The organism is Bacillus cereus group sp. BfR-BA-01347 (assembly GCF_022663835.1).
Classification (GTDB): Bacteria; Bacillota; Bacilli; order Bacillales; family Bacillaceae_G; genus Bacillus_A; species Bacillus_A thuringiensis_K.
In genome coordinates, this window is record NZ_JAKUGG010000006.1 from 154575 (window position 1) to 170418 (window position 15844).

Here is a 15844-nt window from a genome sequence, read left to right on the forward strand (position 1 = left end):
TGGCAGACAACTATTTTGTTGCCTGCCGGTGCCAGTGGGTTGAATGAGTTAGTCAATTCAATAAATTGTGCTATCCCATTACCAGAAGAGTGAAGCCGCTAGTTCAAACGGCTTAGACATAGTTTGTCTAATAAAGAAAAAATTATGAGTAGAAATTTTGTTTGCTCTATATGAAAAGATAAATAGATATTCATCAGACAAGGATAATTTAGCATATCTTGAATAGGGTGTAGGAACGAATTAAAGAAAGGGATATTTGTTTAGGAAGGGACTGACTCAGGAGTGGGACTTTCGGACAGGGTTTGGAGAGCGGTGATTGCCTTTGGCATTGCGACTAATATCGTTGCTTATATAATGGCAGTATACATTCAAAAATATGAGCTAATGATAAATCATCTTACAAATATTTTATTTTTAATAATTATCTCTTTAACGTTTATAAAGATGAAAATTAACAGATGGGTGGCTGGCTTTAGGATTTACATTAGTTGTAATAGAGAAAGGTATTAAAGCGGGCTATGACTTCTACACACATAATTATTATAGTGTCAGTTGGAGTTTAGCTATCATTGTCTATTGCAAATACGAGATGGAAAAGTATCATATTGAAATAAACGAATAGGTGCAACAAAAAGGTGTTAGTAGGTGGAATTCTTTTGAAAATACTATAAAAAAGACACTACAAGAGTGTCTTTTTTTTGAAAATACTCTATAATTAACTTTGGGGAAGGTAATGTTAGAGTATTCGTTTAGCATTATCTTTATATTTGATAAACCATGAAATCGAAAGATTTTGTGGTTTATTTTATGAACAATAGATATTACAGTATTGGCAGTGAGTTATTAATCATTTTAAGCATTAGGGGAGAATGGATTAAAAGTCTAACATCGAATAACGGTTCCGGAATATAGTGTTGCGAAATGATCTCCCATATCCCAAACGGTACTTGCCTGTATATAGCCCTTAAAGCCTTCTGAAGAATAATAAATCTCTTTTGGTATACTTTCTTTAGTTTGGAAATGTGCTTTAGAGTACTTTACATAATGGTTTTTAACAAATTTTGCTTCTGGAACAATAGTGTTTTTTTGTTCCAATTTTGGCCTAGCACTAGAAGGTGGTATGAATTTTACTTTGTCTTGGTAATTAGGATCTAAGGTGTCAGCTTGTACACTGTGTGACGAAACAAAGGTGCTTAGACTACTTCCCGCGATTAAAGTTGCAAATACTAACTTTGAGAATTTTGTTAATCTACTCATTCTATAATCTCCTTTTTATTATTTTGTAAGGTATCTCCTTACACCTCACAGTCTATATCCACTACAAAAGGGTGTACATACATATTGATAGACAAAATTCTACAAAATACCGCATGTTTTTGGGATTTATGTATAATAATCCAATGTCTAATAATCTATCAAAAGTAAAAAGGTAGGTCTTATATAAAAGAAAATGAATAATTTATGCAGGTAATGTATATGGAATTATTGTTTAAATATTCTAAAATGAGTTGATAAAGATGTTGGTAGTTTTTTTGGAAAACAAATAATTCCCTAGGTGAAATTTGGAAGGAAGATTCTCTGTTAGAGTTTTTATAAGGGAATTCATTTTCGTAGATTCAAAATGTAAAAATAACTAAAAGAGCAAGTGTTTCAATGGGTAAAAAGCTATGTTGAGTCTTTTTTCTCTGTCGGTGGTCGTCTAATCAATGAAATGACGGATGCTTATGATAGTTTGTGTCTAGCAACATTCGTGTATAAACGAATGAATTAAGAAAAGGGTGAAATATTGGATAACTCGAAATGGATGCCTTTAAGTAATGTTGATGATGATGAGGAAATTTGGGTAGGAGCAAGAGTTAGGTTGTACAATGTTGGTATGAATAGAGAAGATAAAGAAAATAATTTCTATGAATATATTATTTCTTATATCTACGACAACACTAACTACTTACAACTAACTAATTTAACAACAGGAAAAGCAGGTTATATTATTTGTGTCATTGAAAAAGAATTACCAAATAATTATGCTTTGGGCAGAACATTAAAGCAAAGAATAGGTTTAGAAAATGCCTATTTTAGATTTGAATAATCAACAAATAAGGGAAGCACCAACTCTAAGGTGTCTTCCCTTATTTAATACTTTTTATCAATAATCAATATTAACAGAGCCTAATTGATGAAAGTGAGAAAAATGATAAACACTCTTCTCACTTTCATCAATTAGGGTGGCATATACATAAATATGCGTTTGGGTGGATTTTGGATGAAAAATCCACATGCATAGTATAACAAAAAAATTATGGCTTTTCGCATGTAATATTGCATATAAAAAAAGAGTAAAGTTTTTAAATTTTAATATTAAAAACTTATATATACATGTTACAATATAATTCTCTAGTTTATTTTATTCTTCTATTTAGAATTTATGTTTTAGTGATTCAATAAAATAAAAGTGGTTGTAATGAATAGATAAAACGATGAAGTAATACAGTTAGAATGGTTAAAAGACAGTTAAATATAAGTATTTAAAGAAATAAATGTACTTAGTTATATTTAGTGAATGTATTATGGTAAGAATTTCATCCGATTGGATTAGCGCTAAACTAGATTTTTATCCAAACAAATCCAATAATTATTTTTAAATGAAGTATATGTTGCATCCAGTTTATTTGGAATAATTCGTAGTCTAATAATTGCTGAATCTAGAAAAATAACATATTCGAAAGGAGGACAGATAAAACTCTGCCTGTGAAATTTAAATCGTTAAATGTTAAAGTGAAGATAATAGGATGTAATTGTGGTTTCATTTCGAATGGTACCATAAATGAATGTGGAAAAATAAAGGAGAAAAATTTAAATAAACTATATAAGTAGTAAAAATGAAAAGGAGAAGTATCTAGTGTTTAATATAAAAGAAAGATTGGGACAAATAAAGCTTAAAACGAAGTTGTCTATGGCATTTATAGCAATATTAATTATACCAAGCCTTATCGTAGGAGTATCATCTTATAATAAAGCAAAAACAGATCTTAATGAAACAATTCTACAATCAGCAAAAGATAATATAAGTATTTTAGATAAGATTGTTGATGATGAATTAGAAAATAAGCATATAGATGTCACTCATTTTGCAAAGGTACTTACACAAGGGGATTATAATCCTGAACAATCGCAAAATGTACAGAGTAAATTTGATCAATATATACAGTTACATCCAGAGATAGAAACGATTTATACGGCATCCAGTAACAATCAATTTATTCATGCACCGGTTGGTAAAATACCAGAAGGGTTTAATCCGTTAGAAAGTAGTTGGTATAAGGATGCAGTAAAAGCAAATGGAGAGATTATTGTTTCATCTCCCTATAAATCAAAGTCTACAGGAAATATGGTAATTGCAATTGCAAAGCAAAATGCAGATAAAAGTGGTGTCATTGGCGTAGATTTGAATATTACAGATATCGTAAAAACATCCAAAATGATAAAAATTGGTAAACAAGGATTTGTATCTATAGTTAGTCAAGATAAAACTATAGTTGTTCATCCATCACTAAAGCCTGGAGAGAAATTAGAGAAAACTTTAGCGGATGAATTGTATAAGACAGAAGATGGAGTAATTACTTATAGCCTCAATGGCGAAGATCGAAACATAAGCTTTAAGACAAACAAAAAAATAGGTTGGAAAATAGCTGGCGTAATGCCTACGAAAGAAATTGAAGAAGCTACTAATCCTATTTTTTATAAAACGCTCACTATAATAGGGGCTTCATTATTGTTAGGTGGGATTGTAATTCTATTCATACTCAGATCTATAATTACTCCACTAAGACAATTAGTCATTTCAGCTCAAAGAATTAGTCAAGGAGATTTAACCGAGAAAATAGATATTCGTTCAAAGGATGAACTTGGTCAATTGGGTGGTAGTTTCAATACAATGGCAGAGTCGTTACGTAATATTATTTCTCAAATTAACACATCGGCAGGACATGTAGCTGCGTCTTCTGAGGAACTAACTGCTAGTGTAGAGCAAGCAAGTGTTGCGACAGAACAAATTACAAAAGAGATGGAAGAAATTTCGAACAGTGCAGAGGTTCAAAATAATGAAGTTGAGTCTGGAGCTGAATTAATTGGTGAGGTAACACGAAATATTCAATATGTAGCTGAGAATGCATCTGAAGTATCGGCTTCATCCATATACACAAAACAAAAAGCCAATGAAGGAGAACAATTAGTAGAACAAACTGTAGCACAAATGCAATCTATCCATCACTCTGTTTCTCAATCCGATAATGTAATAAAATTATTAGATAAGAAATCGCAACAAATTGGAAGTATATTAGAAGCGATTCAAAATATTGCGGAACAAACAAATTTATTAGCATTGAATGCAGCAATTGAAGCAGCTAGAGCAGGAGAACAGGGGCGAGGGTTTGCAATTGTTGCTGATGAAGTTAGGAAACTAGCAGAGCAATCATCCGAATCTTCAATGGAAATTGGAAGTTTAATTAAGGAAATACAAGCAGACGTACATGAGACTGTAAAAGCTATGAATGAAGTAGGCGTAGAAGTACAGTCGGGAATTAAGGTTGCGAATGATACAAAACAAAGTTTTTATGAGATTTCAAAATCTGCAAATGATATCGTATCAAAAGTGCAGGGTATGGTAGAACTATCAAATAAAATGACAACTGATGCAATGAAAGTTGATACATCGATTAATCAAATAGCTATGGCTGTAAAAGAAAATTCTTCAAGTATGCAAACGATAGCTGGTTCATCTGAGGAACAACATGCTTCTATGGAAGAGATAAATTCTTCAGCAATACAATTAGCACAGATGGCGGAAGAACTTCAAGAGTTAATTGGTGGATTTAAGATTTAAGTTGAGATTCTAGGAGAGAATGCTAGAATCTTGTTACAGAGTGGAAATGAAAAATCTTATAACATAGTAAATAAGTATAATATGTAATCTCTATGCGTATTGAACAGGCAGATAAGCCATTTAAAAACCCTCCATTTGGAGGGTTTTTAAATACATTTACATTAAATTTGTGGTGGCGCACCACCATAATCGCCAACACTATATGAAGGAGCAGGATAATGCCCATGAGTAGCAAGCTGATCTGTTTTAGAAAACTGAAAAATTCCCACCGTTAATACCCCAATAAAAGCAATGCCTGATAATAATAAGCTAATTTTTTTCATTATTTTAACACTCCTTTTGCGATTGATTTTTGTCTTGCTTGATAACAAATATGGAAATAGTCACTTACTTTTTGGTGGTTCTCTAATTGTCTACATTTTGTGGCAAATAATTCGGCGTATTCGACAACATATTCCCATAACTCTTCTTCCTCAAAGTATAAGATTCCTTCTTGAATGATTTTTTCTAATTCTTCCAATGGAATATTTTCGTTTAATCTTTTTAAAATAGAGAAGTGGTGTGTGTATTCTTCGTTATGAATTTTTCTGCAAATCTGTAATCCCTTATCAATGAGTTGGTTGGCCGTTGATTGTTCTCCTAATTTATAATGTTCCTTAGCTTGTAGGAAGATGGCCTTGAAGTGTGTAGGGATTTTCTCTGTTACTTCTGAAAGATGACGAATAGCTAAAGTAGACATACTTTGATCAGAATACAACCAACCCATCGTATTTTTTACGTATAACAAGGAATCTTCTTCCCCATTTTTTTGTAGTAAATCAATTGCACAATGTAGATATTCTTCTGCTTGTTCGTACTGTTTTAAATAGATACAGCAACCACCTAGCAAACTATTACAAAAGGCTGTTTTTACTTCATAACCTTCATACTTTGAAAAGATTGCTCTCGATTTATTTGCGTATTCGATAGAAGTGAGATTGTTATAGGTATGGTGATAGAAAGTAGCAATTCTATAGTAAAATTCAGCATGTTCAATTTCATCTGGTATAGCTACCAATATTTTTTCTGCTAGTTTATAATGTTCCTCTGCCTCAGTATAATTTGATATAAAAGTGGAATGAATGGATTTGAAAAAATGATAATAGAATTGTAGAAATTGATCTGTAGGCATATCATAATCGATAATAGTATCAAAACTATTTTGTTGAATACCAAGGCTATCTGTTAAGACCTTGTAACGAAATTCGAGTAGTGAATAGTATAGTAACAAATTTTGATCCTGATGCTCTTGATCCGGTTCAATGCTTAACTTATTAATTTTTTCATCAATTTTCTTTTTTAGATTAGTAGCTTTTATAACTTGCTGAGATAGCATAGATCGATACCAGTCGTTCAATAGAGAGGTTAATTGCTCATTTCCTTTTACTGAGACACTCATAATATACGCCCCCATTTTCTAAAAAAATCCTAATCCAATTTAATTATAAACATCATAACAAAATAGAAGAAAAAATGGAGTGATATTACAATATTTTTCAAGAAAATTCATAAAAAATAATCAATTCGTGTCGAATATACTTAGAATAAAGCATTCAAAAATTATCAAAAGATGATATGAGTCTTTATACGTTCTATCAGGTGAACTTAGAAACTGTGATTGAAGATTTATGAAATTTCCTTATATATCAATTTAATAATGATTAGGGATTTAGAAAGTTCTATGGAAATTACATATCAACCTGATTGGAAGATTGGAAATTTAATAACTAGTGATACATTTTACTTAACGCAACATTTTGGTGCGCAAATGAAAATTTTTAAAGTCCACACAAATGGTATCCTAGAACGATTCCAAACAATAGAACCAGAATTAAAATAAAATTTTTGCAGGATCGATTAAATTCATTCCTTGTTATGCAAACACATTTTCAGCGGAAATAACTTCTTTACTATTTTGCGCTAGACAGACTTTATAAAAAATGGTTACATTTCCTGATCTTGAAATAATCCTTTCAAATTACAATCCTACTTTTTCTAAAAATTTTACTGCATCAACAATATTTGTAGAAGTAATTGCTAAAAAATTTTTTCAAATAAAATTTATAAAAGCTTGATAGGCGATACCAAATGAAAATACCGTAGCTACTATATGTGCAGTCCATTTAGGCATATTTAATTTCAATACGGTATTGTACAACATTCCATATACGATACAAATGATTAATATGAATGCAATGAATTGAAGAACTAATAAAAATAGCGGTTGTTCCATTTATTATCACTTCCTTTGTTTAATATATTAATATAATTTATTTAAATGTGAAAGTTTTATTTCTATAAATTTTCAAAAAATTGATATGAAAGGCATAGTAGTAATCACAAGAATTACTGCAAAACTATAATGGAACTAAAAGTATTATGACGAGATCAGTAAAATAGTAAAGAAGGTCACCATTCACGGCGATCTTCTTTACTATGCGTTATACCCAAATAATTTTAAATCTTCTCCTGAATCTGAAATGATTTTCTCAAATCGTAATCCTACTTTTTCTAAAAGCTTTCCTGAGGCGATGTTATCTATAGAAGTAATTGCTACAATTCGTTTCATGCCGAGCTTTTGTACACCGTATTCGATTATCGCAGAAGCTGATTCGTAGCCATATCCTTTTGAACGGAATGTTTCTAAAAAGGCAAATCCGATATCAACGTCTTCTAATGAATCTCTTTTAATAAGGCCACACATACCAAGTGGAGTGAGATCTTCTTTTCGTTCTACTAAGTAAAGGCCAAATCCGAGTTTGTTATACATATCGATGGGACCGTTTACAATATAATTTTTTGCATCTTCTAAGTTTCTAACCCCTTTGTCACCGATAAACTGAATCCATGCAGGATCGTTTACTAACTCAAGAATAAAAGAAGCGTCTTTTATATCAAACCAACGAAGATTTAGACGTTCGGTTTCAAGAACTATCAATTATTACACCACCTTTAAAAAGTTATAACAATTAGTATGGATTGTGTAAAACAAAAGTGCAACATATTTTAATGGGGGTATTTGTTCACATAAAGTTCGTTTGTTTTGTATAGAGAGATATTTTATAATTAGGATTGATTGTAAAGAGTGAGATACTTATACAATGACTCCTAGGTGACTAGGAGTTTTTACTATATAACTATCATTATTACTAAATATGACACACTACACATTCTACTCAAGGAGGTACATAATGAAGAAATTATATAATGCATCGTTTACGTATTTGATTATCGGTTTATTATCAGGGATTTTCGCTAGGGAGTATGGTAAGTATAAAGGGATTTTAGGATCTACTTTGTTAAATCTTTTGCATACACATACACTTGTACTTGGCTTTTTCTTCTTTTTAATTGCTTTAGGATTAGCAAAAGTATTCGCGTTTCATGAAGTGCAAGGGTTTAATAAGTGGTTTGTTTTACATAACATTGCATTAACATTAATGTTAGGTTCGCTAGCAGCGAGAGGGCTTCTTCAGTTAAATGGAGCTGACTTTAAAGGGCTAACTTATATTGTAGGGTTTTCTCATTCGTTGATGGCAGTTACATTAATTTGGTTTATGTTGTTAATAAAGAAATCGTTTAAAATGTAGTGAAAAAGAACTTGTAGCGTGTGCTGCGGGTTCTTTTTTGTATGTTCAGGTTAAATAATCTTATTTTTCTAATTATTTTGTATAAAGATGGTATACTTGTTTTAAAATTAAAAAGGAGAGTTGATTATGGAAATAACAATTGAACATGTAGTAAATGAATTAAAAGGCATACTTCCTGAAGATCGAGTAGTAATAAATATGACAGTACGAGAGTTACATAGTAAAGATGAATCTTACCACGTTAGTAGTTTACCTGATGTAGTTGTTTTTCCAAAAACGACCGAAGAAGTTAGCGCGATAATGAAAATAGCGAGTCAGCACGGAACAGCTGTCGTTCCATTTGGAGTAGGATCCAGTTTAGAGGGACATGTAATTCCTTACGAAAAAGGAATTACAATGGACTTTTCTCTTATGAACAAAATACTTGAAATAAGAGAAAAGGATTTTCTTGTGAGAGTACAGCCAGGGGTGACGCGCTCTCAGCTTAATAAAGAATTGAAAAAGTATGGATTATTTTTTAGTGTAGACCCAGGAGCTGATGCAACGTTAGGAGGAATGGCTGCTACAAATGCGAGCGGAACGACAGCGGTAAAGTATGGTGTAATGCGTGATCAAGTTCGAGATTTAGAAGTCGTTCTTGCTGATGGAGGAGTAATACATACCGGGAATTTAGCGGCGAAGTCATCATCAGGTTATCATTTAAATGGTATTTTCGTAGGATCAGAAGGAACACTTGGATGTTTCACGGAGTTAACTTTAAAAGTATACGGTATACCAGAACATGTTATGGCTGCGAGGGCATCGTTTCCAACTATAAATGATGCAGTAGAAGCTGTAATTAACATATTACAAGCAGGTATTCCAATCGCGAGAATTGAACTCGTTGATGAATTATCTATGAAACAAGTAAATTATTATAATGAAACAAGTTACAGAGAAGAACCGACACTGTTTTTAGAGTTTCACGGCAATGAAGCAGGGTTAAAGCAAGATATTGAATTTACGAAAGAAATCGTTCTTGATCATAAATGTATAGAAATTACGTTTGAGACGGAAACAGCAGCGAGAAATAAACTGTGGGATGCAAGACATAACTTAGCGTACTCTTACGTGCATAGTTATCCTGGTAAAAAGCTAATGAGTACAGACGTATGTGTGCCAATTTCGGAATTAGCTGGAGCGATTCAACATGCGAAAGAGGTATTAGATAAAGTAGGGCTTATTGGCGGTATTCTCGGTCATGTTGGAGATGGGAATTTCCATGTACTCTTAATGATTGACACAAATGATAAAGAGGAAGTAAAGAAGGCGGACGAAATAAACGAAAGTATCGTTCTGTATGCTCTTAAACGAGGAGGAACGTGTACAGGAGAACATGGCGTTGGAATCGGAAAACGAAAGTATCAAGAAGAAGAACATGGGGCGGCATTATTTGTAATGGAGAAAATAAAGAAAGCTCTTGATCCGCAAAATATTTTGAATCCGAATAAGGTGTTTCAATTAAAAGATAGGGGCTGATTGGATGAAAGTACTAGAAGCGATAAGTAATATAGCTGGAAAGTATTTTGCATTTTGGGTTATTTGTATGGCAGCTATTGCATACTTCATTCCCGTGCCATTTCTAGGGTTAACTAGTTACATAACGATTTTACTTGGGATTGTAATGTTTGGGATGGGATTAACATTAAAGGCTGTTGATTTTAAAATCATCGCTACAAAACCATTGCCAGTTATTATCGGTGTATGTGCTCAGTTTATTATTATGCCACTTGTCGCATACGTACTAGCCTACGTTATGAATTTACCAGCGGAATTAGCAGCTGGATTAGTGTTGCTCGGTTCAGTACCGGGTGGCACTGCATCAAATGTTATGGTTTATTTAGCAAAAGGGAACTTAGCGTTGTCTATTGCAATGACTTCATTATCAACATTACTAGCACCAATTGCTACACCGCTCATTCTACTATTACTTGCAGGGCAATGGATGCCAGTAAATGCTATGTCCATGTTTCTTTCTATCGTACAAGTCATTATTGTGCCTATTATTTTAGGACTAGTAGTGAAAAAGTTTTTCCCTCGTATCGTTAATAAAGGAATGACTGTTATTCCTTTAATATCGGTTGTAGCAATTATTATTATTGTTTCCGCAGTTGTTTCAGCAAATGTAAGTAGCATTACTTCTTCAGGACTTCTTATTTTTATTGCAGTGATGCTCCATAATGCTTTCGGTTTTTTGCTCGGATATATAACTGCGTTCGTACTTGGACTAGACGAAGGGACAAGAAGGGCTATTTCAATAGAAGTAGGAATGCAAAATTCTGGCTTAGGTGTTGCACTGGCGACAACGCATTTTGGACCTGCTGCTGCACTCCCAAGTGTATTAGCGGCGGTATGGCATAACATTGCAGGACCAATTTTAGCAACCATCTGGTCAAAAAATGCAAAGAATACTTTCAGCGATGAAAATGTATCAATAAATATAGAAAAATAAGAGATAAGCATTTCATTTGAAATAGAGGAATGATAAATAATGCAAAAACGTACTGTACATTTTGAAGGAATGGTTGTATTTTTAGCCACGATTTATATGTATTCGATATATGAGTTTAGTTGGATTATATTTTTTGTATTCCTTTTAGCTCCGGATTTATCAATGTTAGCGTATAGTATAAATAATCATGTAGGCGCTAAAATTTATAATATTTTTCACACATATATTATATCAATAGTAACAGCTATCATAGGTGTCTATTTTAAGGTAGATACAGTTATAATGATTGGCTTAATATGGACAGCGCATATTGGAATGGATCGAATGTTTGGATATGGATTGAAATATGAGACGGATTTTAAGGATACTCATATTCAACGGTTATAATTTGTTTTGAGAAGAGGGATAGGTTGAAACAGAGAATTGCTATCGAAGAATATAATGTCAAATGGGAAAATGAATTTAATAAAATACACACTCTTATTAACAATGTAATGGAAGACAGCATTGTATCTATTGAACATGTTGGGAGTACATCTGTTAAAGGACTTGCAGCAAAACCAATATTAGATATTGATATAGTAATAGAAGAGTACGAAATTTTTCCTGAAGTAGTAAAAAGGCTCGAAACGATAGGATACTATCATCAGGCAGAATGGAGTTACAAAGGGAGAGAGGCGTTTGGTAGAAAGGATGCTCTCGTTCCGTGGAGTGAAGAAAATACAGTTTGGATGGAACATCATTTATATGTGTGTGACAAAAATAGCGAAGAGTTAAGAAAACATATAGCGTTTCGGGATTACCTTCGTGAACATGAAGCCGTTGCTGCTGAATATGGACGTTTAAAGGAAGAGTTAGCGAGAGAGACGAAAAATCGATCTAGTTATATTGAGGGTAAGACCGTATTTATTACAAATATATTAGAAAAAATAAACTAAAGCAGCATGGAATACATGCTGCCTATTGTTTTGAAATAGAAAGCTGCCATTATAAAACAAATACAAACTGGCCCTGTTGATTGATGCGGTTACTAAATATAATAGGAAATAAAATAGAAAAGAGCGGAAAAGAGGGAGCTTATGTACATACCAAAATATTTCGCAATACAAGATGAAGAGATGAAGTACGAAATAATGGAACAAAATAGCTTTGCGACATTATTTTCTCAACATAACGGAGAACCATATGCAACGCACTTGCCGTTGTTATTAAATAGGGAGACCCTTACTTTACATGGTCACTTCGCACGGCCGAATGAACAGTGGAAAGATATTGGGACTCAGCAAGTACTAGCTATATTTCAAGGACCACATAGTTACATCTCTCCGTCATGGTATGAAACAAACAATGCAGTACCAACATGGAATTACGTTGCAGTGCATGTATATGGTGAATTAGAAATTGTTGAAGATGAGAAGACATTAGTAGATTCTCTTCAAGATTTAGTAAATAAATATGAAGATCCAGAGAGCACCTACTCACTTAATGATGTAGATCCGAATTATATGGGAGGATTAAGTAAGGGAATAGTTGGATTCAAAATAAAGATAAATAAAATAGAAGGAAAAGCGAAGTTAAGTCAAAATCATTCTGTAGAGAGACAGAATTTAGTTGTGGAGAAACTTGAGAAAGTTGGTAGTGAGGAGAGTAAGAGGATTGCGGAGTTGATGAGAAAATAAAGCCTACATGAAAGGGAAATATTCTAAATAAGCGTATTTAAAAAGACCTTCTTAATTGAAGGTCTTCCGTTTTTTAAAGTGCTTTTTCAGTTGTTGTTGAGTTGTAGTCTTTACTTGCGTCAACAGATTGAACAAGGTCAGGTCTTTGTGGTGCAGGAAGATCAGCATGACCCGCTTGGTATGTAAATGAACTATGAATACCAGTAGCTAGAATACCGAAAACAGATAGTCCTAAAAAAACAGAGCTAATTTTTTTAATCATTTCAATGCCCCTTTCTCAAACGTTTTTTCTTTTGCTTGTAACGCTTTATGAAAATATTCACTTGCCTTAATGTGGTTATTTTCACTATAAAATTTAACAGCTAATTTTTCTGAGTATTCTTGAGTGTAGTTATATAATAATTCTTTGTCGAAAAACGTAATTCCTTTAAGAATAATTGTTTCTAATTCTTCAGAAGCAACATTATTATTTAGTTCGTTTAGAATTTTAAAATGATATATATATTCTTCATTATTTAATTCAGTACAAATTTTTAACCCTTTTTGGATTAACCCTTCAGCAATACTAGTTTCATCTAGTTTAGAGTGTTCTCTTGCTTGCAAGAAGAGAGCTTTGAAATGTGTAGGTTTCTTTTCAGTTACTTCTGATAGGTGACGGATTGCGAGTGTGGAGAGGTTTTGACTCGCATATAACCAACCCAAATTATTACGTACACTTAAAATTAATTCTTTTTCATTAGATTTTTGTAAAAGGTGTATTGCTGAATTATATTGTTCTTCCGCTTGTTCATATTGTTTTAAATATACAAATGAGGCACCTAATGTATTTTTGCATAATCCAACTTTAACTTCGTAGCCAGTATGTTTATCGAAAATCTCTTTAGCCTTAGTTGCATATTCAATGGATTCAATTGGTTGATAAAAGTGATAATGGAAAATCGCCATTCGATAATAAAATTCAGCATGCTCTAGATTATCAGTGTTATTTACTAGTAATAACTTAGCTTGTTCATAATGTTCGCTAGCTAAGTTATAGTCTGTGGTTAAAGTTGCATAAATGCCTTTAAAGAAGTGATAGTAGTAAGCCAGTGGATGGTTGGATGAGATTAAGTAAGAATCTATTTTATCAAAACAATCTTTTGAAATACTTAAACTATCTACTAAAACTTTATATCGAAAGTCTAGTAAGGAATGATATAATGCTAAGTTTTCATCTTCTTCAAAGTTTAGTTCCTTTTCCTCAATTTCATGCTTTAAGTTTGTCGCCTGGGACACATCTTGTTTAAGCATAGCTAAATACCAATCATTAAATAATTTCGTAATTTGTTCATTACCTTGTAGTTGAACGTTCATGAAATCCCCTCACTTTTTGAATATTCTTATAAAATATATTATCAAAAATAACAATATTTAGAAATGTAATTTTTATTTCTCAATATTTGTTTAACGAGCTTATGAGTAAGTCTATTGGAATAGTTTAATTTTTGTTTTGGAGTAAAGAAAAGGAATCGGGAAAGGTGCATTTTAAAGTTCTAGTTGAGAGGGGAGAATATAAAAAAGTGTGTTCACACAATCTGTATGAACACACCTTTTTACATGTTAAACAATCAAGTCCCACAAAAAGTACGATAAGGACGATTCGTCGGTGCAGGCGGAATGCAGTATTCTTCTTGATCTGTAGAATACGCATAAGGGTTTGATAAAGCTTCAAGAAGTTTCTCCATTACGCTATAGTCGTCATTTGTAACAGCTGCTTCTAGTGCTTCTTCTACACGGTGGTTCCTCGGGATGATTGATGGGTTATTATTTTTCATCATCTCGTAGGCGTTTTCTTTCGATTCTTCTTGTTTTTCTAATCGAGATTGCCACAGTTTGTACCATTCTTTAAATTCAGGACTATCGAATAGAGGGGTATTTTCTAACGTATCAAGAGTTAATGAACGGAATGTATTAGTGTAATCTGCTTTATATTTCTCCATCATTTTTAAAAGTTGCTCAATAAGTGATTGATCTTGTTCTTCGTTGCTAAATAGTCCTAATTTCTTTTTCATTCCAAGGAACCAATTGTTTTCATACTGTACGCTAAATTTCGAAATTTCGTCTTGAGCGATTTTTAGTGCTTCTTCATCATCTTCGTGCAGAATCGGTATTAAAGATTCTGCTAGTCGTGCGAGATCCCATGCGGCCATATATGGTTGATTTCCATATGCATAACGACCTTGTGTGTCAATAGAGCTAAATACGGTTCCTTGGTCGTAATTGTCCATAAATGCACAAGGACCGTAATCAATTGTTTCGCCACTGATCGTTATATTGTCAGTGTTCATTACGCCGTGAATAAATCCAACAAGTTGCCATTTTGCGATAAGACTTGCTTGTTTTTTTATGACTTCTTGTAGTAATGCAGTATATCGGTTTTCATGGGATTCACTTTCTGGGTAATGTCTTTTTATCGTATAGTCAGCTAGCGATTTAAGGTCCTTTATTGAACCACGAGCTGCAGCATATTGAAATGTACCGACGCGTATATGGCTACTAGCTACTCTAGTTAAAATTGCTCCAGGTAACTTTGTTTCACGATATGTTGCTTCACCAGTTGTGACAACTGCTAAACTACGAGTAGTCGGAATATCAAGTGCATACATTGCCTCACTAATGATATATTCACGTAGCATCGGACCGAGTGCAGCACGGCCATCTCCTCGGCGTGAATAGGGAGTAGGGCCAGAACCTTTCAGTTGAATATCGAAACGCTCACCTGAAGGAGTAATTTGTTCGCCAATTAAAAGAGCACGACCGTCGCCTAACATATTAAAATGTCCGAATTGATGACCAGCATATGCTTGAGCTAATGGATGAGCTCCTTCTGGGAGTGCATTACCAGCGAAAATAGCAATTTCAGCTTCCTTATTCAGTTCTTCAGGGGTCAAGCCAAGAGATATCGCTAATGAATGGTTTAGTTTAACTAACTCCGGTGAACTTACGGGAGTAGGGGGGATTTCTGTATAAAATGATTGTGGTAAAGTCGTATAACTATTATCTAAATTCCAACCTGTTTCATTAATTTTAGTCATTGTATCTCCTCCTTTTTATATTTTAAGTTATGTATTTGTACGTATGTATTCTTTGTAAAGTTAGCTAAAAGTATAATATAATATTTCCC

17 protein-coding genes and 1 pseudogene are annotated in these 15844 nt (G+C 33.0%); 10 read left to right on the top strand and 8 right to left on the bottom strand.

Annotated features, from left to right (window positions below; all coding sequences use genetic code 11):
• The first annotated feature begins 282 nt into the window (after positions 1–282).
• Positions 283–622 (top strand): annotated as a pseudogene (locus MR143_RS12275) (hypothetical protein).
• A 260-nt stretch (positions 623–882) separates the two neighbouring features.
• Here the strand turns inward: MR143_RS12275 and MR143_RS12280 are convergent.
• Positions 883–1257 (bottom strand): hypothetical protein, encoded by a 375-nt coding sequence (locus MR143_RS12280; protein ID WP_000088956.1) that lies wholly within the window; start codon positions 1255–1257, stop codon positions 883–885.
• A gap of 547 nt (positions 1258–1804) precedes the next feature.
• On the opposite strand from MR143_RS12280, the gene MR143_RS12285 reads away from it, so the two are divergent.
• Together MR143_RS12285 and MR143_RS12290 are read left to right on the top strand one after the other, a co-directional pair.
• Positions 1805–2089, top strand: a complete 285-nt coding sequence (locus tag MR143_RS12285) for a hypothetical protein (RefSeq protein ID WP_002164123.1) — start codon at positions 1805–1807, stop codon at positions 2087–2089.
• A gap of 810 nt (positions 2090–2899) precedes the next feature.
• Positions 2900–4882 carry a methyl-accepting chemotaxis protein gene (locus tag MR143_RS12290; protein WP_000481854.1) on the top strand — a complete coding sequence of 661 codons (1983 nt, stop codon included), beginning with the start codon at positions 2900–2902 and terminating at the stop codon, positions 4880–4882.
• A 161-nt stretch (positions 4883–5043) separates the two neighbouring features.
• Here MR143_RS12290 and MR143_RS12295 read toward each other — a convergent pair whose 3' ends face one another.
• Together MR143_RS12295 and MR143_RS12300 are read right to left on the bottom strand one after the other, a co-directional pair.
• Positions 5044–5205 (bottom strand): hypothetical protein, encoded by a 162-nt coding sequence (locus MR143_RS12295; RefSeq protein WP_000724107.1) that lies wholly within the window; start codon positions 5203–5205, stop codon positions 5044–5046.
• Positions 5205–6320 (bottom strand): Rap family tetratricopeptide repeat protein, encoded by a 1116-nt coding sequence (locus MR143_RS12300; RefSeq protein ID WP_000116958.1) that lies wholly within the window; start codon positions 6318–6320, stop codon positions 5205–5207. Before MR143_RS12300 ends, MR143_RS12295 begins: the two co-directional genes overlap by 1 nt.
• Before the next feature lie 258 nt (positions 6321–6578).
• Between MR143_RS12300 and MR143_RS12305 the strand changes: the two genes are divergently transcribed.
• On the top strand, positions 6579–6761 hold the full coding sequence (locus MR143_RS12305; RefSeq protein WP_033690191.1) for a hypothetical protein: 183 nt from the start codon (positions 6579–6581) through the stop codon (positions 6759–6761).
• Between the two features lie 210 nt (positions 6762–6971).
• Here MR143_RS12305 and MR143_RS12310 read toward each other — a convergent pair whose 3' ends face one another.
• Together MR143_RS12310 and MR143_RS12315 are read right to left on the bottom strand one after the other, a co-directional pair.
• The gene (locus tag MR143_RS12310) at positions 6972–7154 is read right to left on the bottom strand and encodes a hypothetical protein (RefSeq protein WP_000437511.1); all 183 of its coding nucleotides are present in this window, start codon (positions 7152–7154) and stop codon (positions 6972–6974) included.
• 201 nt (positions 7155–7355) lie between these two features.
• A complete protein-coding gene (locus MR143_RS12315) occupies positions 7356–7859 on the bottom strand; it encodes a GNAT family N-acetyltransferase (RefSeq protein WP_000636213.1) in 504 nt (167 codons plus the stop codon).
• 253 nt (positions 7860–8112) lie between these two features.
• Between MR143_RS12315 and MR143_RS12320 the strand changes: the two genes are divergently transcribed.
• The 6 genes from MR143_RS12320 to MR143_RS12345 all read left to right on the top strand — a co-directional run bounded on the left by MR143_RS12320 (position 8113) and on the right by MR143_RS12345 (position 12681).
• Positions 8113–8511, top strand: coding sequence for a DUF2871 family protein (locus MR143_RS12320; protein ID WP_000737896.1), 399 nt, complete (start codon positions 8113–8115; stop codon positions 8509–8511).
• Positions 8512–8637: 126 nt separating this feature from the next.
• Entirely contained in the window at positions 8638–10029 is a 1392-nt protein-coding gene (locus MR143_RS12325) for an FAD-binding oxidoreductase (RefSeq protein ID WP_000406581.1), read from the top strand.
• 4 nt (positions 10030–10033) lie between these two features.
• Positions 10034–11002, top strand: a complete 969-nt coding sequence (locus tag MR143_RS12330; protein ID WP_000865852.1) for a bile acid:sodium symporter family protein — start codon at positions 10034–10036, stop codon at positions 11000–11002.
• Between the two features lie 39 nt (positions 11003–11041).
• Positions 11042–11389, top strand: a complete 348-nt coding sequence (locus tag MR143_RS12335) for a DUF4260 domain-containing protein (protein WP_001172140.1) — start codon at positions 11042–11044, stop codon at positions 11387–11389.
• 23 nt (positions 11390–11412) lie between these two features.
• The gene (locus MR143_RS12340; protein WP_000813518.1) at positions 11413–11940 is read left to right on the top strand and encodes a GrpB family protein; all 528 of its coding nucleotides are present in this window, start codon (positions 11413–11415) and stop codon (positions 11938–11940) included.
• Between the two features lie 141 nt (positions 11941–12081).
• On the top strand, positions 12082–12681 hold the full coding sequence (locus MR143_RS12345; protein ID WP_000275795.1) for an FMN-binding negative transcriptional regulator: 600 nt from the start codon (positions 12082–12084) through the stop codon (positions 12679–12681).
• Positions 12682–12754: 73 nt separating this feature from the next.
• Here the strand turns inward: MR143_RS12345 and MR143_RS12350 are convergent, their stop codons facing one another.
• The 3 genes from MR143_RS12350 to MR143_RS12360 all read right to left on the bottom strand — a co-directional run bounded on the left by MR143_RS12350 (position 12755) and on the right by MR143_RS12360 (position 15755).
• Positions 12755–12943 (bottom strand): Phr family secreted Rap phosphatase inhibitor, encoded by a 189-nt coding sequence (locus MR143_RS12350; RefSeq protein WP_000592014.1) that lies wholly within the window; start codon positions 12941–12943, stop codon positions 12755–12757.
• Positions 12940–14034, bottom strand: a complete 1095-nt coding sequence (locus tag MR143_RS12355) for a response regulator aspartate phosphatase (RefSeq protein ID WP_001102707.1) — start codon at positions 14032–14034, stop codon at positions 12940–12942. Before MR143_RS12355 ends, MR143_RS12350 begins: the two co-directional genes overlap by 4 nt.
• Positions 14035–14288: 254 nt before the next feature.
• Positions 14289–15755: a protein adenylyltransferase SelO gene (locus MR143_RS12360; RefSeq protein ID WP_000161561.1), complete on the bottom strand. Its 1467-nt coding sequence runs from the start codon at positions 15753–15755 to the stop codon at positions 14289–14291.
• Between the last annotated feature and the right edge of the window lie 89 nt (positions 15756–15844).